This window comes from Pseudomonas fluorescens group sp. PF-1, assembly GCF_054481335.1.
In genome coordinates, this window is sequence record NZ_JBTMNG010000001.1 from 1,185,779 (window position 1) to 1,203,372 (window position 17,594).

The 17,594-nt window shown below is 57.5% G+C and carries 19 protein-coding genes and 2 pseudogenes; 13 read left to right on the forward strand and 8 right to left on the reverse strand.

Annotated elements, in window-relative coordinates; translation table 11 throughout:
* Positions 1–35: 35 nt before the first annotated feature.
* Positions 36–413, reverse strand: a complete 378-nt coding sequence (locus ACX3YD_RS05660) for a hypothetical protein (RefSeq protein WP_090324700.1) — start codon at positions 411–413, stop codon at positions 36–38.
* Positions 414–612: 199 nt separating this feature from the next.
* Between ACX3YD_RS05660 and ACX3YD_RS05665 the strand changes: the two genes are divergently transcribed.
* From ACX3YD_RS05665 to def, 3 genes are all read left to right on the forward strand, one after another.
* Complete coding sequence (locus tag ACX3YD_RS05665; protein ID WP_090324694.1) at positions 613–804, forward strand: CsbD family protein; 192 nt, start codon at positions 613–615, stop codon at positions 802–804.
* A 177-nt stretch (positions 805–981) separates the two neighbouring features.
* Positions 982–1,938, forward strand: a complete 957-nt coding sequence (locus tag ACX3YD_RS05670; RefSeq protein WP_458959438.1) for a YihY/virulence factor BrkB family protein — start codon at positions 982–984, stop codon at positions 1,936–1,938.
* A gap of 2 nt (positions 1,939–1,940) precedes the next feature.
* The gene (gene def / locus ACX3YD_RS05675) at positions 1,941–2,480 is read left to right on the forward strand and encodes a peptide deformylase (protein ID WP_103406533.1); all 540 of its coding nucleotides are present in this window, start codon (positions 1,941–1,943) and stop codon (positions 2,478–2,480) included.
* A gap of 81 nt (positions 2,481–2,561) precedes the next feature.
* On the opposite strand, the gene ACX3YD_RS05680 is transcribed toward def, so the two are convergent.
* Positions 2,562–2,990 (reverse strand): GNAT family N-acetyltransferase, encoded by a 429-nt coding sequence (locus ACX3YD_RS05680; RefSeq protein WP_458959439.1) that lies wholly within the window; start codon positions 2,988–2,990, stop codon positions 2,562–2,564.
* 797 nt (positions 2,991–3,787) lie between these two features.
* Between ACX3YD_RS05680 and ACX3YD_RS05685 the strand changes: the two are divergent.
* Together ACX3YD_RS05685 and ACX3YD_RS05690 are read left to right on the forward strand one after the other, a co-directional pair.
* A pseudogene (locus tag ACX3YD_RS05685) lies at positions 3,788–4,564 on the forward strand (PAS domain-containing protein); the annotation flags it as partial.
* A 129-nt stretch (positions 4,565–4,693) separates the two neighbouring features.
* A pseudogene (locus tag ACX3YD_RS05690) lies at positions 4,694–5,107 on the forward strand (methyl-accepting chemotaxis protein); the annotation flags it as partial.
* Between the two features lie 55 nt (positions 5,108–5,162).
* Here ACX3YD_RS05690 and ACX3YD_RS05695 read toward each other — a convergent pair.
* From ACX3YD_RS05695 to ACX3YD_RS05705, 3 genes are all read right to left on the reverse strand, one after another.
* Positions 5,163–5,735, reverse strand: a complete 573-nt coding sequence (locus tag ACX3YD_RS05695; protein WP_458959440.1) for a hypothetical protein — start codon at positions 5,733–5,735, stop codon at positions 5,163–5,165.
* Positions 5,736–5,929: 194 nt separating this feature from the next.
* The gene (locus ACX3YD_RS05700; RefSeq protein WP_458959441.1) at positions 5,930–6,568 is read right to left on the reverse strand and encodes a glutathione S-transferase family protein; all 639 of its coding nucleotides are present in this window, start codon (positions 6,566–6,568) and stop codon (positions 5,930–5,932) included.
* A 373-nt stretch (positions 6,569–6,941) separates the two neighbouring features.
* The gene (locus tag ACX3YD_RS05705; RefSeq protein WP_103406538.1) at positions 6,942–7,829 is read right to left on the reverse strand and encodes a LysR family transcriptional regulator; all 888 of its coding nucleotides are present in this window, start codon (positions 7,827–7,829) and stop codon (positions 6,942–6,944) included.
* A 176-nt stretch (positions 7,830–8,005) separates the two neighbouring features.
* Between ACX3YD_RS05705 and ACX3YD_RS05710 the strand changes: the two genes are divergently transcribed.
* Positions 8,006–9,301: an SLC13 family permease gene (locus tag ACX3YD_RS05710; protein ID WP_458959442.1), complete on the forward strand. Its 1,296-nt coding sequence runs from the start codon at positions 8,006–8,008 to the stop codon at positions 9,299–9,301.
* Between the two features lie 241 nt (positions 9,302–9,542).
* Here the strand turns inward: ACX3YD_RS05710 and gntR are convergent, their stop codons facing one another.
* The gene (gntR, locus tag ACX3YD_RS05715) at positions 9,543–10,574 is read right to left on the reverse strand and encodes an HTH-type transcriptional regulator GntR (RefSeq protein WP_458959443.1); all 1,032 of its coding nucleotides are present in this window, start codon (positions 10,572–10,574) and stop codon (positions 9,543–9,545) included.
* Between the two features lie 215 nt (positions 10,575–10,789).
* Between gntR and ACX3YD_RS05720 the strand changes: the two genes are divergently transcribed.
* Positions 10,790–11,323 (forward strand): gluconokinase, encoded by a 534-nt coding sequence (locus ACX3YD_RS05720; protein WP_458959444.1) that lies wholly within the window; start codon positions 10,790–10,792, stop codon positions 11,321–11,323.
* Positions 11,324–11,404: 81 nt separating this feature from the next.
* Complete coding sequence (locus tag ACX3YD_RS05725) at positions 11,405–12,757, forward strand: GntP family permease (protein WP_458959445.1); 1,353 nt, start codon at positions 11,405–11,407, stop codon at positions 12,755–12,757.
* Between the two features lie 147 nt (positions 12,758–12,904).
* Here the strand turns inward: ACX3YD_RS05725 and alaC are convergent, their stop codons facing one another.
* Positions 12,905–14,122: an alanine transaminase gene (gene alaC / locus ACX3YD_RS05730; protein ID WP_103406541.1), complete on the reverse strand. Its 1,218-nt coding sequence runs from the start codon at positions 14,120–14,122 to the stop codon at positions 12,905–12,907.
* A 139-nt stretch (positions 14,123–14,261) separates the two neighbouring features.
* On the opposite strand from alaC, the gene ACX3YD_RS05735 reads away from it, so the two are divergent.
* The 3 genes from ACX3YD_RS05735 to ACX3YD_RS05745 all read left to right on the forward strand — a co-directional run bounded on the left by ACX3YD_RS05735 (position 14,262) and on the right by ACX3YD_RS05745 (position 16,063).
* Positions 14,262–14,924 carry a LysE family translocator gene (locus tag ACX3YD_RS05735; protein WP_090464530.1) on the forward strand — a complete coding sequence of 221 codons (663 nt, stop codon included), beginning with the start codon at positions 14,262–14,264 and terminating at the stop codon, positions 14,922–14,924.
* Between the two features lie 66 nt (positions 14,925–14,990).
* Positions 14,991–15,476, forward strand: a complete 486-nt coding sequence (locus tag ACX3YD_RS05740; protein WP_458959446.1) for a GyrI-like domain-containing protein — start codon at positions 14,991–14,993, stop codon at positions 15,474–15,476.
* Positions 15,477–15,574: 98 nt separating this feature from the next.
* Positions 15,575–16,063 carry a GNAT family N-acetyltransferase gene (locus ACX3YD_RS05745; RefSeq protein ID WP_458959447.1) on the forward strand — a complete coding sequence of 163 codons (489 nt, stop codon included), beginning with the start codon at positions 15,575–15,577 and terminating at the stop codon, positions 16,061–16,063.
* 55 nt (positions 16,064–16,118) lie between these two features.
* On the opposite strand, the gene ACX3YD_RS05750 is transcribed toward ACX3YD_RS05745, so the two are convergent.
* Positions 16,119–16,604 carry a GNAT family N-acetyltransferase gene (locus ACX3YD_RS05750; protein WP_458959448.1) on the reverse strand — a complete coding sequence of 162 codons (486 nt, stop codon included), beginning with the start codon at positions 16,602–16,604 and terminating at the stop codon, positions 16,119–16,121.
* A gap of 141 nt (positions 16,605–16,745) precedes the next feature.
* On the opposite strand from ACX3YD_RS05750, the gene ACX3YD_RS05755 reads away from it, so the two are divergent.
* Positions 16,746–17,171 carry a YybH family protein gene (locus ACX3YD_RS05755; protein ID WP_103406545.1) on the forward strand — a complete coding sequence of 142 codons (426 nt, stop codon included), beginning with the start codon at positions 16,746–16,748 and terminating at the stop codon, positions 17,169–17,171.
* A gap of 78 nt (positions 17,172–17,249) precedes the next feature.
* The gene (locus ACX3YD_RS05760) at positions 17,250–17,594 is read left to right on the forward strand and encodes a YciI family protein (RefSeq protein WP_047532413.1); all 345 of its coding nucleotides are present in this window, start codon (positions 17,250–17,252) and stop codon (positions 17,592–17,594) included.

The following is a 17,594-nucleotide window of genomic DNA, read 5'->3' on the forward strand; positions in this document are numbered from 1 at the left end:
CGCGGGGCTTTTTGTTAGTGCTCTTGTGGTGAGGGTTATTGGCGGAACGGCGCGAAATTGACGTTGGTGCCCGCCGGGCGCATGTCCTGCAGGTACGAGTCCTTGTCGGCGCTCAGTTCCAGGCTCAATGCGGCCTTGCGCTTGCCCTGGTTGCGCACCACCAGCCCTTCGAGTTTCTCGCGAAGGAACACCGTCGGCACTTTCAGGTGCAACAGTTCGTCGGTTTCCGGGGTGTGCATCAGCAGGTGAATCCACTCGTACTGACCAATGGCCAGACGCGCGACCGGAATATCGAACCACCAGATGTTGCGGTTGCGGTTCAATTCGGTGAAGTGGCAGTTGTTGACGCCAAGCACAGCACCGCCAAGTTCCTGGTTTCTGCGGGCAATGGCCTGCTTTTTATCGAGTTTCATAACATTCCTACGGGATTGGATCTTCAGCGCCATGGCCTGAATACGTCGCGTATTCTCGGGGGTTGCCGGGCAAACATAAAGCCCAACCTGCACTGAACGATGAAGTGTCGGGCTGAAAATAAATGAAACTCCGTGCAAACGCCTCCGGTCAACCTTGTGTAACGACCTTTTTCATCGAGATGTTCACAGGAGAAACACCATGAGCAGCACTGGCGATAAAGTAAAAGGCATGGCCAACGAAGCGGCCGGTAACGTCAAGCAGGGCGTGGGCAAAGTCACCGGTAACGACAAAATGCGCGCCGAAGGCGTGATGCAGGAAAAGAAAGGCGAAGCCCAGCAAGCCGTTGGCAAAGCCAAGGATGCGTTGAAGAAAGGCATCGACAAGGCATAACCCAGCCTTTAATAAAGGTAAGAAACGGCCATCCGCGGATGGCCGTTTTTGTGTCAGCCTGAACTTGAGGGCTGAAATTGTTTCAAAGTCGCCAGCTAGAGTATTTTGAAGTAGTAAACGGCCCTTGAGTCGCCACGACTTAACCCACCATTTTGTTTGCGGCGAAAGGAGACGCTAATGATTTTCCCGGACATGAAAGGTCTGCCCTTGCACCGTGTGATGGTGCGCACGGTCACCGAGTTCATCGACGACGAGATGTCGACCTATGCCTCGGCGCTGGCCTATCAAATGCTGTTTTCGCTGTTTCCGTTCATTCTGTTCCTGATCGCCCTGATCGGCTTCCTGCACCTGCCGGACTTCTTCTCCTGGCTGCGCCTGCAATCTGAACTGGTACTGCCGCCCCAGGCCCTGGAGCAGGTGAACCCGGTGATCGACCAGCTCCAGCAGTCCAAGGGTGGGCTGCTTTCAGTGGGTATCGTGATCGCCCTGTGGACGGCCTCTGCCGGCGTGCGGCTGATGATGAGTGCGATGAACGCCGCCTACGATGTGGTCGAAGGCCGACCGGCGTGGAAGCGTTTTCCGCTGTCGATCATCTACACCGTCGGCGTCGCCGGCATGCTGTTGATCGCCGCCGCATTGATGGTCCTCGGGCCGCAAGTGATGAGCTGGATCGCGGCGCAAGTCGGCCTCGAATATTTCATTGTCACGCTCTGGACCATCGCCCGCTGGCCGGTGATCGTGATTCTGTTGATGGTTGCCGTGGCGCTGATCTACTACGTGATGCCCGACGTCAAACAGGAGTTCCGCTTCATCACCCCCGGCTCGGTACTGGCCGTGGTGGTGTGGATCATCGCGTCCCTGGGCTTCGGTTTCTACGTCAAGGAGTTCGCCAACTACAACGCCATGTATGGCAGTATCGGCGCGATCATCGTGCTGTTGCTGTATTTCTATATTTCTTCTGCGGTGCTGTTGCTCGGTGCCGAGATGAATGCGGTGATCGAGCACATGTCCAAGGAAGGCAAGGACCCGGGCGAAAAAGTCCCCGGCGAACACAGCCCGGGCATCGAACCCAAACACCATGTGTCGGGACTGGGCCGGGACCACTCGCTCAAACCGACCACTGACGAAGCCTGACCATGATCCGTGAAATTCTGAAAATGGGCGATGAACGCCTGCTGCGCATTGCCCCGCCGGTGCCGGCCGAGATGTTCGACAGCCCGCAACTGTGGCAATTGATCGACGACATGTTCCAGACCATGGAAAGCGTGGGCGGTGTTGGCCTCGCCGCGCCGCAAATCGGCGTCGACCTGCAACTGGTGATCTTCGGCTTCGAGCACAGCGAGCGTTATCCGGAAGCCGAAGCCGTGCCGCAGACGATCCTGATCAATCCCTTGATCACGCCGCTGAGTCCGACGCTGGAAGAAGGTTTCGAAGGCTGCCTGTCGGTGCCCGGTTTGCGCGGCGCCGTGGATCGTTATCAACACATCCGCTATGAAGGCTTCGATCCCAAGGGCGAGCCCGTCGTGCGCATCGCCTCGGGTTTTCATGCGCGTGTGGTGCAGCATGAGTGTGATCACCTGATCGGCCGGTTATACCCGTCGCGCATCAGCGATTTCAGCAAGTTCGGTTTTACCGAGGTGATGTTTCCGGACCTTGATCCGAACGCCGACGATTGAATCCTCAACAAGACCACTGTGGGCGCGAACATGCTCCCACAGGTGATCTCGACGCTATCGTCACTCACGCCGACTCACCGGTTACCCTGTGGCCCTGAGCAGCGGTTCCAGGCCCATGGCGATCATCGGTTTGCTGCGCGCGTAACGGCTCAGGCGCTCTGTCATGGCATAGGGCATCGGTGGATCGAAGGCAAAGCCGCGCCGCTCGTAAAACCCGCGCAAGTCCGGGTGGCAGAACAACCAGACCGGGCTTTCGGCGTCCTTCACCGCGGCAGCGATCAACGCAGCAGCGATGCCTTGCTCGCGACAGGCCGGATCGACAAACAACCCCGTCAGCCAATGCCCGCCGGACACCGGCCGCAAGCACAATGCCCCGACGATTTCGTCACGCCGGGCGACCCACAATTGCGCGTCGCGGACTGCCTTCATCGACGATTGGTGGGCGCGATAAAACTTGTTCATCAATGGCCATAAAGGCTCATCGAGCCGGGTGTACTGAGTGCTGGGCATGGGACCGGACTGTCGGTGTGCAAAGCGGGCGATTATAAAACAACGCGACCCCAAGGATAGGTGTATACCTGATCTCACATCCCGTGTGAGTGGAGTACGCATCATGTCCAAAGGTATGGATTCAAAGAAAGCAGCGAAGAAAAAACCGGCAAAAACCGCCATCGAGAAGCGTGCGGACAAGAAGGCCAAGAAAGTCGATATTTTCGGTCATTGATCCCGTGATCAGGGAGCCCGGTCCAAGGGCTCCCGCTGTTCGTCCAGTGAAGAAAAAATCTGCAAGAAACCCCGGCGTCGTTGCACAGAAGGGAAATGATCCCGATCCGGGCAACGCCATGCCTCATGACTCCGATGCTGCCCACCGATCCCTGTTTGGGATGCCTTCTCAGTCACACCAAGGCTGAACCGATTTTGTCCTCAGTGCTGGCCGACTAGTGGCCTTGCTTAGCCATGACGGCTGTCTATGCTCATCTGTAACTAACCATGTCGGTGGCTTCCGGGTGACCGGCGTTCAACCGTGAGAGTGCGCATTCCAAGGCACCCAGGCTTGGCAAAATGGAGTAATCGGGTAAAGGGAGTTTGCTTTTGAGTAGGTTAGGGCTGGCCCGAATCCGGGCGATCAAGAGAAGGATGTCTTGATAAGAGTGTCACTAAAGGGACCCTCCGATTAAACATCATTTATCACCTGACAAGTCCTTCCCGTGGAGGGGCGCGTGTACCTGTTCTGTGGAACGTAGTGGTGGATTTGAAAGATCAGCAGCTTTCATTAATCAAAAGACCGCGCTCAAGGTGGTACGAACATGTTCAACCTACATCACAAGGCTGACCTGCAGGAAATCGAACGTTTCAGCTGTGCGCTGAGCGAGGTCAATGCCAAGTTGGCCGCCATCAGCCGTTCGATGGCGATGATTGAATTTACCCCGGACGGCATTGTGCTCGATGCCAACGACAACTTTTGCAGCGCCATGGGTTACAGCGTCGAAGAAGTACGCGGCAAGCACCACCGGATATTTTGCGAAGAGGCGTTTTACCGCAGCGAAGAGTACGCCAAGTTGTGGCGCGACCTGGCCCGTGGCGAGCCCGTCAGTGGCACCTTTTCACGCTTGAACAAGAGCGGCAAGGAGATCTGGCTCGAAGCCAGCTACATGCCGGTCTACGGTCCTGATCGGCAAGTGAGCAGTGTGATCAAAATCGCCAGCGACATTTCGGCGAGGGTTTACAAAGAGCACGAAGACGAGAGCATGCTCGCCGCGATCGGGCGCTCCATGGCGGTGATCGAATTCACCCCCGAAGGCAAGGTGATCACGGCCAACGACAACTTCTTGAAGACCATGCACTACTCGCTCAATGAAATCGTCGGCCAGCATCACAGTTTGTTTTGCCACCGCAGCGAAAGTGAATCGCCCAACTACAGAGCGTTCTGGGCCTCACTCAATCGCGGCGAATATCACTCGCACCGATTCGAACGCAAGGACAAGTTCGGCCACATGGTTTATCTGGAAGCGTCCTACAACCCGCTGTTCGACACCAAGGGCCGGCTGTACAAAGTGGTGAAGTTCGCCAGCAACATCACCGAGCAGGTCACTACCCTGCAAACGGCCGCGGAATCGGCCCACAGCACCTCGGTACAAAACGATGCCTGCGCGCGCAAAGGGTCCGAAGTGGTGCAGCAAACAGTGCAGATCATCCAGGACATTTCCCGCGACTTGAACGAAGCAGCGGTGAGCATCGAGGCCGTCAGCAAACAGTCCGACATCATCGGCACCATTGTTCAGACCATTCGCGGCATTGCCGATCAGACCAACCTGCTGGCTCTCAATGCCGCCATCGAAGCCGCCCGCGCCGGCGAGCATGGACGTGGCTTCGCGGTGGTGGCCGATGAAGTGCGCAGCCTGGCCGCACGCACCAGCCAGGCAACGGTGGAAATTGTCGAAGTGGTGCGCAAGAACCACGATTTGTCAGTCAGTGCTGTGTCGAGCATGCAGTCGAGCTTGAGTCGAACCGGGCTTGGGGTAGAGCTGGCGAATGAGGCGGGGGAGGTGATTCTGGAGATTCAACAGGGCTCGCGGCACGTGGTGGACGCCATCAGCCAGTTCAATTCGACCTTGCAGTTGAATTGATTGCGGCCAAATGCAAAGGGGCCCGGTAAGAGGGCCCCTTTTTATTCCGGCGCCATTAAAGCGAAGCAAGGAACTTGTCGACCACCTGACTGCTGCCTTTACCGCTGCTGCCGTTGTCTTTCTCGGCCTGCGCCAGTTTCACTTTGTCCTGCATGCGCTCGGCGATTTCTTTGCCAATCGCCAACTGTTGCTCAGGAGGCATGGCTTTTACCTGGTCTTCCGTCAGGCCCATCTCTTTCAGAATGCTGTCGCGCAAACGCTGTTCAGGCGTTTTGCTCATATAGTCCTTGAATTCGTCGGTGGCCGAGCCGCTGCCGACCTTGCTCTGGGTGTCCGCCGGTACGCTTGCCGTCGTCGCCTGCAGATTCACGCGGGTCTTGGCGAACGCTTCATCAACGTTGTCACTGATTTTACTGGCCTGGCTGACCTGTTGCGTGGCGAGTTGTGTGGCGGATGCCTGTACCTGCTCGCTGGCTTGCGCGGTTTGCGTCTGCACATTGTTTTGCAGCGCTTGCATCATGGCGCCTTGAAGGCCGCTCTGAAGCCCGGCAGCGGCGTCGGCGTTTGGATTTTCACCGGGCCGTTTGGGCAGTGGCGTCACCTGGTTTAATTTTGCACTGACCAGCATGATAAATAGACCTTGTAGGTATTGGCGGTGCAGTGTGTTGAGCAATTAATATGCCTATAAGATAAATATCTTAAATATCAAATGCTTAATTTGTTTTGTCCGGCGAATATCGGACGTTTGCGGTCAAGCCTTGCCGTCAGGCGGCAGGGTTCGACCGCCGTGCCGACACCGATGCACACTGGCACACGGAGTGCTCAAGGCAAGCCGTTGCAGCAATGCTTGAGAAAACCGGGGTGCTGCGCCAAACGCCTGAAATACTCATCGATGGCCGGGTAATCGGGGCGCTCGATCGGTGTCATCAACCAGCGATTGACCGACAGCCCGATGACGATATCGGCCAAGGTGAATGTGGGCCCGGCCACATAAGCCTGGGTGGTTGCCAGCTGATGTTCGAGGATGCCCATCTTCTGGTTCCAGTCGCGCACACTGACGTCCAGTCGATGCGGGTCCTGGAATTCCGGGTCCTTGCGCACCAACGCCATGAATGCATGGCTCCAGGACGGATTGAGCTCAATCGCCTGCCAATCCATCCACTGTTCCACCCGGGCCCGCGCGGCCGGTTCGGTGGGCAGCAGCTCGGCATGGTGATGGTGGTGTTTGCCGGCCAGGTAGCGGCAGATGGTGTTGGATTCCCACAGCGCCCCGTTCTCATCGATGATCACCGGCACCTTTGCATTGGGATTGAGCCGCAGAAACTCAGGGCTGTGGGTCGAGGCAAAACCGCTGCCCCAATCCTCACGCTCGTAGGACAGACCCAGTTCCTCGCACGTCCACAAGACCTTGCGGACGTTGATCGACGAGGCTTTACCGAGGATCTTCAGTGCATGTTCCATGTTGCTGCTCCGTTAGCGAATCATGGCTTCGGGAAACTAATAGTGTGCCTGTCCACGAGTGACATCAAGTCGGCTCAAGACTGGGCCGGCAGGGCGGGTATAAGTCGCTTCGACATTCAGATGAACTGCACCGGAATGCCGGGTGGAAACGCTCTTGTGAAGAGGAGGTCGGCAGACCTTCGCAAGCGATGGTTTCTTGCAGTTTGTCTACGGCTAAACCGGAATCCGCTGACTTATGCCATCAGAATTTTGTCGTGTTGTTTCGCTGCCGATTCAGGGACTGGTTTTCGCCGCCTGGATACTTCAGACGCGTTACTGATATGGGGCAGGTAGTTGCAGCTCGGAATAGCATGGTTTGTATCGGAAGATCTATTTACGAAGTTTCGATTCTTGCCGAAGTAATCAGATCGTCGACGACTGCAGACCGATTTGCTTTTCGCGTGGCCAGTCCAAGTACAGCCTTGGGCCAATCAAGCCGAAGCGCTCTGTAGTGCAGGCCATCGCGATCAATTCGCTGCATTGATTCGGGTACTACCGCAATACCCATTCCCGCAGATACCAGGTTTACAGCGGACGATAGTTGGGGGGCCTGCTGGCGGATGGTCGGATTGAATCCAAATTGACGGCAGGCGGCCACGATATCTGCACTTAGCCCATAACCGGATTTGCGCGAATAGAGGATGAAATTCTCCTGCCGTAAATCAGCAAGCGACAGCTCCTTGCGTGACATTAATGAGTGTCCATCAGGCAGGACAACAATAAGTGGTTCTTCGGATAAGGTGATGAAGTCAATGTCGCCGCCCATAGCAAAGGGCGGCCTGACAAAGGCTGCGTCAATGTCGCCATGACCGAGCCTGGAAATGAGCGATTCGCTATCGTTTTCTTCCAGGTTTACCTCCACCTTGGGGTGCTGTTGCTGGTAACGCCTGATCAAGCCTGTAACGGTATCGTTAAATGAGGCGGATTCGGTGAAGCCCAGCTTCAATGAGCCAACCTCACCTCGCGCAACACGGCGCGCATTTTTTTGAGCGTCCTCGGCACGCGCAAGAATATCGTGTGCCGATATCAGAAATGCCTTACCTGCGTCACTGAGTATGACGCCGCGTCCTACACGGTGAAAAAGCGGCGTACCTATTTCATCTTCCAAATCACGTATCTGCTGCCCAAGCGGGGGTTGGGCAATTCCAAGTTGTTCGGCTGCTCGCGTGAAATTCTCGGCTTGGGCTGTGACGACGAAGTATCGTAGATGTCTGAGTTCCAATTAGGACTCCAAAAATACTAATTTGATATTTTTTAAATATTAGACATATCGTTCGTGTGGCGCCATGCTTCTTTTGAATTAAAGATGCCGTCAGTGATTCGGTCGGGATAAAGTCAGGCGGCAGGGTCTTAGTAGGTCAAGAAGTAAACCAAGTCTGCGAAATAAAGGAAGGCAACATGGATATGCAACTGATTGCAGTGGCCGGTTTGGTGGCTGTGACAATCACACTATGGGCAACACGCGGGCTTCCAGAATACCTGACTGCACTTTTGTTCTTTGCGTTCGCGATGATTCTCCATGTGGCTCCCGCCTCGTTGGTCTTCTCCGGGTTTACCTCCGCCGCGTTCTGGCTCGTTATCAGTGGCTATGTCATTGGAATTGCCATTCGCAAGACGGGTTTGGCCTCTCGATGTGCGGGGGGGCTCGCGGCTTATCTTTCCAGATCGTATGCGCAAATGGTCTTTGGTATTGTTGGCCTCACGTACATGCTTGCCTTTGTTATGCCTTCCAACATGGGGCGTATTGCACTTCTGATGCCGATTGTCCTGGCGCTTGCGGACCGAGTGGGGTTCGGGGATAAGAGTCCAGGACGTATAGGTCTCTCACTCGCTGTCGGCTTTGGAACCTTTCAGCTTTCGGCGTCCATTCTGCCTGCGAATGTTCCAAATCTTGTCATGGCGGGGGCGATCGATACCACGTACGGCCTGCAACTATCTTATTTGCCTTATCTGATATTGCACGCGCCGGTACTTGGCTTTATGAAGGGGCTTGCACTCTGTGCATGTGTCGTCTGGTTGTTTCCAGATAAAGTGAAAAAAAGCATAGCGTTGGAACCTTCTCGCCCTTGGAGTCCTGAGGAAAAGAGGTTGGGACTTCTTCTTTTGACAACGCTCGGACTCTGGCTTACCGACTCTTTGCACGGTATTTCTCCGGCATGGGTTGGTCTCGTAGCCGCTTGCCTATGCCTCCTGCCACGGGTGGGATTCGTATCCAGTGAGGAATTTGGTCAGGAGGTCAATTATCGGACCGCTATCTATGTCGCGGCAATCCTCGGACTCGCCGCACTTGTTGGGCATACCGGACTCGGTGCATTAATAGGCAAGGAAGTACTCGCCCTTGCACCTTTGGACCCGACCTCACCATTCCACAGCTATGCCTCAATCGTAGGTTTATCCACACTGCTCAATTTTGTGGTGACAGCGAATGGGGTGCCAGCGTTGTTTACGCCCTTGGCACAGTCGATGGCTACCGCGTCTGGTTTGCCATTACTGAGTGTTCTAATGATGCAAGTGATCGGCTTTTCTACGCCGCTCTTGCCTTACCAGGCTTCGCCGATTGTTCTCGCTATCGAAATGGGAAGAATTCCTTTCGTGGCAGCGTTGCGATTGAGTCTGGCGCTTGCATTCATCACGTTCGTCTTTTTAGCTCCGATTAATTATGGGTGGTTCGTCTTTCTGGGTTGGCTGCCATGATTCTCTGGTTTTTTGAAGGGAGTCATACATTAACCGGATAACCAAAATCCATACTGCAGCCGGAGTGTCGCCTTGCATACCCCAATGTTCTGCATCTTGTTCTTCGAACAGTATGAGTATCGGGGACGGCGCAATGGTCAATCTGGATAGTGGGTGATTCTTACTCCTGCCAGTTCGAACCGGGACTGATTCTGAAATGGCGGACACGGCGAATTTTTGATCCGTGTCCCCGTAGGGAATATTAAGTACTCTCGCGCACCTTCAACTCAAATCCCATGTCCTGCACCGGTTTGGCCACGGTGTTGCCGGCCATCAACGTCAGCATCTGCTCTGCCGCACGACGACCGATTGCCTCGCGCGGGGTGTTGATGCTGCTCAGGCGCGGGACCATGTGTTCCGACATGGGCAGGTCGTTGAAGCCGAGAATCGCCACCTGCTCGGGAATCTTGATCCCGCAGCGCATGGCTTCGAGCAATGCACCCTGGGCCAGGTCGTCGTTGCCGAAGAAAATCGCATCGACATCGGGGTGACTGGCGAGCAGTTGCAGGAACAGTTCGCCGCCCAGGCCGACCGAGGAGGCGCGTGGCGTCAGCACTTCCAGGGCCGGGTCATACAAACCGGCCTTTTGCAGGGCCTTGCGGAAACCTTCGCCGCGCAGCAGCGTGCGCTGGTCGAGTTGCGCACCGATGTAGGCCAGGCGCTTGCGCCCGCGGGACAGCAGGTGTTCGGCCGCCGTTTCGCCGGCAGCCAGTTGTGAAAAGCCTACGCAATTGACTCCGGCGGCGCTGTCGAGCTCCATCATGTAGACGCAGGGAATGTTGCTCGCTTCGATCATCCGCCGCGAACTTTCAGTGCGGTCGAAACCGGTCAGCAGCAAGCCGCGCGGCTGGTAGGCCATGTAGTTGCGCAGCAGGTTTTCTTCTTCGTCGCGGGAATAGTGGAAGTTGCCGATCAGCACTTCGAAGCCCTTGGGGCGCAACACCCGATGAATGGCTTCCAGGGTGTCGATGAACAGCAGGTTGGACAACGACGGCACCAACACCACCACCGAATGGCTCTGGGCCGAGGCCAGGGCGCGGGCAGCGGGGTTGACCACATAATTCAGTTCAAGCGCCGCTTGCTGGACTTTTTCCACCAGTTCGGCGGCCACGGTGCTGACGCCGCGCAGGGCGCGCGAAGCGGTAATCGGACTGACGCCCGCCAGGCGAGCAACTTCGTTGAGGGTAGGGCGGCCAGTGGTTCGTGTGTTTTTATCGTTTTTGGTTGAGGTCATCGATGGCTTGCCAAACAAAATTCAAGGCACTAAGGTAGCGCTGTCTCGATGCAGCTGCAAATGCGTGAGCGAGGGTTTGCCTGATCCTCGCTTTTTGGTGTTGGGAACGAACATGCTGCAACCCACAAAAATGACAAGAAGGCGTCGGCAACTTCTACTTTTGGTCTAGTGTCATAACTGGCAAAGGTAGCGCTGTCTGCGCGCTGAGGTGTTACATGAATCATCCCATCACCGCCCTGGTCATCATGGGCGTTGCCGGTTGCGGCAAGACCTGCGTCAGCGAAGCCCTGTGCCAGCTCAGCGGCGCCACTGCCATTGAAGGCGACTCTTTTCACCCTGCCGCCAATATCGAAAAGATGAGCGCGGGCATCCCCCTGAATGATGAAGACCGTGCCGGCTGGCTCGACAGTCTGTGCGATGAGTTGCGTCGCGTCGACGCCCTGGGCCAGCGCCCGGTGCTGACATGCTCGGCGCTCAAGCACATTTACCGCGAACGCCTGCGCAATGCCTTGCCGGGCCTGGGTTTTGTATTCCTTGAACTGACCCCGGAAGTCGCTGCCGACCGTGTCTCCCACCGGCCGGGCCACTTCATGCCGTCGACCTTGATCGACAGCCAGTTCGCCACCCTCGAGTCCCCCGTCGGCGAGCCCTTGACCCTGGCCCTCGATGCGTCGACCCACAGTGTCGATGAGTTGGCCGTGCAGGCGCACCGCTGGTGGCTCGGGCACGGCCTGAAGCGTGCCGGCTAATTTTGCTTTTAGAGATAGCGCTGTCCTTATGGCTTTCGAATTACCCGCTTCAATAACAACAACAACCAGGAGACACCCCTAATGTTTGGCATGTCCCACGAGACGTTCCTGCTGCTCGATGCAGTGGTCACGGTGATCGGGCTTATCGTTCTGATCACCCAGTTCAAGCTGCATCCCTTTCTTGCCCTGATCATCGCCGCAGCCTTCCTCGGGCTGACCTCCGGCATGCCGATCGGCACCATCATCAAGGCGTTCCAGGACGGCTTCGGTGGCGTGCTCGGTTTCGTCGGGATCATCCTCGCGCTGGGCACCATGCTCGGCAAAATGATGGCCGAGTCGGGCGGGGCGGACCAGATCGCCCAGACCCTGATCCGCGCCTTCGGCAAGGACAAAGTGCAGTGGGCAATGATGTTCGCCGCGTTCCTCGTGGGCATCCCGCTGTTCTTCGAAATCGGCTTCGTGTTGCTGATTCCGCTGGTGTTCATCGTGGCCCGGCGTACCGGCGTGTCGATCATCAAGATCGGCATCCCGCTGCTGGCCGGTCTGTCCGCCGTCCACGGGCTGGTGCCACCGCACCCGGGTCCGCTGCTGGCGATTGGCGTGTTCGGCGCCGACATCGGTAAAACCATTCTGTATGGCCTGATCGTGGCGCTGCCTACCGCGATCATTGCCGGCCCGATCTACGGTACGTTCATTGCCAAGCACATCCCTGGCCATCCGAACCAGGAGCTGGTGGATCAACTGGCACGCGAAACCGATTCGGCTGAACTGCCGAGCTTCGGCATCACATTGGTAACCGTGCTGCTGCCGGTGTACCTGATGCTGCTCAAGACCTTTGCCGACGTGGTGCTGCCCGATGGCAACTTCTTCCGCACCTTCATGGACCTGATCGGTCACCCGATCTCGGCCTTGCTGCTGGCCTTGCTGCTGTCGCTTTACACCTTCGGCTACAAGCAGGGCATCGGTTCCAGCCAAATGATGAAATGGCTGGACGCGAGCCTCGCGCCGACCGCCGCGATCATTCTGATCATCGGTGCCGGCGGTGGCTTCAAGCAGATGCTGGTGACCAGCGGTGTGGGTGACGTGATCGGCCACATGGCGGTGAACGCACAGATCTCGCCGATCCTGCTGGCGTGGCTGGTGGCAGCGGTGATCCGCATCGCGACTGGTTCGGCGACCGTGGCGACCATCACTGGCGCGGGCATCGTGGTGCCGGTGGTGGGGATGATTCCGGGCGTGAACCGTGAGCTGTTGGTGTTGGCCACCGGTGCCGGTTCGTTGATCCTGTCCCACGTCAACGACGCCGGTTTCTGGCTGGTGAAGCAGTACTTCAACATGACCGTGGCAGAAACCTTCAAGACCTGGACCGCAATGGAAACCATCCTGTCGGTGGTGGGCCTGGGCTTCATTCTGCTGTTGTCGTTGTTCGTTTAACCTAAACGCCAGACACAAAAAAACCGCAGCGATGCGGTTTTTTTTTGGGTGATTTATTTGTGGGAGCGAGCTCTCGAAGGTGTGTCAGCTGCATACACGTTAACTGACCCGCCATCGCGAGCAGGCTCGCTCCTACAGGGCTTTCTGTCAGGTGCTGGATTTGGCGATCAACCCATCGGCCCGGAACATCCCGCGAATCCCGCGCACGGCCTGACGGATCCGGTCCTGGTTTTCGATCAGCGCGAAGCGCACGTGATCATCCCCGTACTCACCAAAACCCACGCCTGGCGAGACACAGACCTTGGCTTCGGCCAGCAGTTTCTTGGCGAACTCCAGTGAACCCAGGTGGGCATAAGCCTCGGGAATCTTGGCCCAGACGTACATCGACGCCTTTGGATTCTCGACCATCCAGCCCAGCTCATGCAGGCCTTTGACCAACACGTTACGGCGCTGGCGGTATTGCTCGGCGATGTCGAGCACGCATTGCTGGTCGCCTTCGAGCGCCGCAATCGCTGCGACTTGCAGTGGGGTGAAGGTGCCGTAGTCGTGATAACTCTTGATCCGCGCCAGGGCGTTGACCAGTTCCGGGTTGCCGACCATGAAACCGATGCGCCAGCCCGCCATGTTGTAGCTCTTGGACAGGGTGAAAAACTCCACCGCAATGTCCTTGGCGCCCGGCACCTGCATGATCGAGGGGGCTTTCCAGCCGTCGTAGACGATGTCGGCGTAGGCCAGGTCATGCACCACCAGCACGTCGTACTGCTTGGCGAGTGCGATCACCCGTTCGAAGAAATCCAGTTCCACACATTGTGCGGTGGGGTTGGACGGGAAGCCGAGGATCATCATTTTCGGCTTCGGAATCGAACCCCGGATAGCCCGTTCCAGTTCGGCGAAGAAATCCACGCCCGGCACCAGCGGCACTGAGCGCACCTGGGCGCCGGCAATCACGGCACCGTAGATGTGAATCGGGTAGCTGGGGTTCGGCACCAGCACGGTGTCGCCCTGGTCGAGGGTCGCCAGCATCAAATGCGCCAGGCCTTCTTTGGAGCCGATGGTGACAATGGCTTCGGTTTCCGGGTCGATGTCGACCTCGTAGCGATCCTTGTACCAGTTGGAAATCGCCCGGCGCAGGCGAGGAATACCCTTGGACGTCGAGTAGCCATGGGTGTCTTCGCGCTGGGCGACGGTCACCAGTTTCTCGACGATGTGCGGCGGCGTGGCGCCGTCGGGGTTGCCCATGCTCAAGTCGATGATGTCTTCGCCACGGCGACGGGCGGCCATCTTCAGCTCGGCGGTGATGTTGAACACGTAAGGAGGGAGTCGATCTATGCGCGCAAAGCGGCGCGGCGAACCTTGTTCGGCCATTGTTGCCTCGGATAACGTAAGCGCCCGGAACCGTCCGAGCGACGCTGGTCACTGCGGTGACCTGGTGCGGAATTTACGGTCTGCTGTGGCAGAATGTCCAGCCTCCATGTAAACAAATTTTTCCGAAGGAACTGGAACGATGGAATTCACCAGTGGCTTTTTGCTGAGCCTTTCGCTGTGCCTGGACATTGGCGTGGCCAATATCGCCATGATCACCCTGGCGATGCAGCGCGGCTATTTTCAAGGCTTTGCACTGGGCCTGGGGACCTGCGTCGGCGACCTGATCTACGCGGTGCTGGCGCTGGCGGGCATGACGGTGTTGCTGCAGTACGAAACCGTGCGTTGGGTGCTGTGGATCGGTGGTTCGGCGTTGCTGGTGTATTTCGCGGCGAAGATGATTTATTCGGCGATCCACCATGAAGCGTTGATGGCCGAAACGGTCGAGGTGGGGCAGAACTCCCATCGCAAAGAGTTTTTTCGCGGGATCTTCCTCGCCATGTCCTCGCCCAGCGCGATTCTCTGGTTCGCTGCAGTGGGCGGTACGCTGATCGCCCGTTCCGGTGGCGGTGGGCCGCTCAGTTCGGCGCTGTTCCTCGGCGGTTTTCTCTGTGCCGGTTTGCTCTGGTCCGCCGGCCTGTGTTTTGCCGCGAGCCATGGTGGCAAGTTGCTCGGCGACAAGCTGCTACGGTACTCCTACATGGCATCTGCGGCGATCTTCTGCTATTTCGCGGTGTACGTGATCCTTTCCGGCTATAACGAGTTTGTCGGTGCGGCCGCCGTCGAGCAGTTGCACGCGTTGTAAGTGGGCGAAACGGGTTTGGCTTCTATACTCCCAGCCGAACCCCTTTTTCCTTCCAGGAGTCGAGTCATGGATGAGCAAAAAAGCGTCGAATTGTTGGAACCCCGCTTCGAACACGGACACTTCCTGCTGATTGCAGGGCTTGGCGCTCCCTTCACCCAGCAAACCATCGCAGGTATTCCCGCGCTCTGGGAAAAATTCAGTCCCCACATCGGCAATGTACCGGGTCAAAAGGGTGAAGTGACCTACGGCGTCTGCTGCAATTTCGATGGCAAGGGTGGCTTTGACTACATCGCCGGTGTCGAGATCAGCAAGCTCGACGATTTGCCCGAGCAATACCGCTGGGTTGAAATTCAGCCGCAGTATTACGCGGTGTTCGAACATAAAGGGCCGCTGGAATCCCTGTCGCAGACCTTTCGCTACATCTGCGATACCTGGCTGCCGCAGTCCGGGCATCAGGCGGCGGACGCCCCGGAATTCGAACGCTACAGCGAAGACTTCAACCCCAGGCTTAAAACCGGAACACTGGAAATCTGGCTGCCGATCAAGGTTTGATCAGCCGCATCGAGAGACGTATCGACGATTCGTCTCTCGATGTCATGGGGAGGCTGATTTATGATCCCCGGCTTTCCCATTGCTGATTCCGAGTTGCCATGAACACCGTCATCCGTCACGTCCTGCCCGCCGACCTGGACCGTTGCTACGCCATCGAAACCCTAGCCTACGAGGGCGACGAAGCCGCGACCCGCGAAAAAATCGCCACCCGCATCGCCACCTGGCCCGAAGGTTTCATCGTTGCCGAAGTGGACGGCGTGGTCGCCGGTTTCATCAATTCCGGTGCGGCATTTGAAGTGGAAATGTCGGACGAAGCGTTCAAGGAGCTGATCGGCCACGACCCGGCCGGGTCCCATGTGGTGATCATGTCGGTGGTGGTGCATCCGGATTATCAGGGGCAGGGACTGGCCAAGCGTTTGATGGGCGAGTTCATCGAGCGCATGCGCGCAATGGGCAAGGCCAGCATCAACCTGATGTGCAAGGAGCGGCATATCCCGCTGTACGCCGGGTTCGGCTTTGCCTACGTCAAGCCATCTGCGTCGGACCATGGCGGCATGGCGTGGCATGAGATGGTGCTCAGTCTCTAAACCCGACGCAGATCCCCTGTAGGAGCGAGCTTGCTCCTACAGGTGCGTGACGGACCTAGAAAACCAGTCCCATCCGCCGTTCATAGCCGATCCGCCCCTTGTACGCCTCGCCGCTGTCGACAAAACCATATTTGGCATACAGGGCAATGGCCGCGGCGTTGTCTGCATCCACCGACAACTCCAGCCCGCGAATTTCCGGCCAGGCCTGGCGGGCCGCTTCGGGCAGGTCTTGCAGGCACGCCTTGCCATACCCCTTGCCCTGGGCGCGCTGATCGACTTGCAAGGCATGCAGGGTGGCGCTGTGTTCGTCGGCCCAGGCGGGCAAGGCCGGCGGCCGTTTGAGCAGCAGGAAGGCCACGGGTATTGCTCCGTCCACCAGCGCAAATCCTTTGACGCCGGGGCCGGGTTTGGATAGCAGGGTGTGCAATGCACCATGGATGTCACCGGAAAACCTGATTTGTTCCGGGTGTACTTCGATGGCCTCGACCTGCTGGCGTTGCAACGCATTCAGGCTTTCGTAAGGCACGAGTCGGGCTGTCACTGGAGTGTCCTTTTTCCATTGGAAATGAGCCTCGGATTCTAGCGAGTTTGCGTTCTTGGATTATTTTTATTTCGGCTGTCGATTGGATGGATCGCCAGACGACTAGGGGTGTCTTCAAAACAAAAACCACGGAGAACCACCATGAACGCCACACACGAAATCCAGACCCTGATCGACACCTACCGTCAGGCGGTCATCGCCAAGGATGTCGAGAAAATCATGGCCCTGTATGCCGAGGACATCGTCTCCTATGACGCGGTCAAGGCGCTGCAGTTTCGCGGCAAGGCCGCCTACCGCGCGCATTGGCTGGAATGCATGGAAATGTGCCAGGGCCCGCATACCTTTGACTTCGACCAGATGAACATCGTGGCTGATGAACACATCGCCTTTGCCCATTGGTTGGCCCACTGCGGGGGCACCAATGACAAGGGTGAAACCCAGGCGTGCTGGATGCGCGTGACGGCCTGCTACCGGCGCGAGGCCGGACAATGGCGCATTGTCCACGAGCACTGGTCGGCCCCGTTCGACATGATGAGCGGCGCGGCCCTGTTCAACCTGCAGCCCTGAACGTCGGGCTGTTGATCGGGAGGCCGCGCGAAACGGCCAATCTACGGCCATAGTTGATCCTCGATCCTGGAGAAGCTCATGAAATATTTATGCCTGGTCTACAGCGACGAGCACCTGCTGCATTCGTTGCCGGAAAGCCCGAAGGACGCCGAGTGCATGGCGTACGCCGAGTCGATCCAGGGCAGTGGCCGAATGGTCGCCGCCGAGGCGCTGGAGTCGGTGCAGACCGCCACGACCGTGCGCATGCGCAACGGCAAGCTGTCGATCACCGACGGCCCGTTCGCCGAAACCAAGGAGCAATTGGCCGGCTTCTACCTGATCGACGCCAAGGACCTCAATGAAGCCATTCAGGTTGCCGGCGACATTCCGGCGGCCCGGGTCGGTTGTGTCGAAGTGCGCCCCGTTCGTCAGTTGAACCCTTGA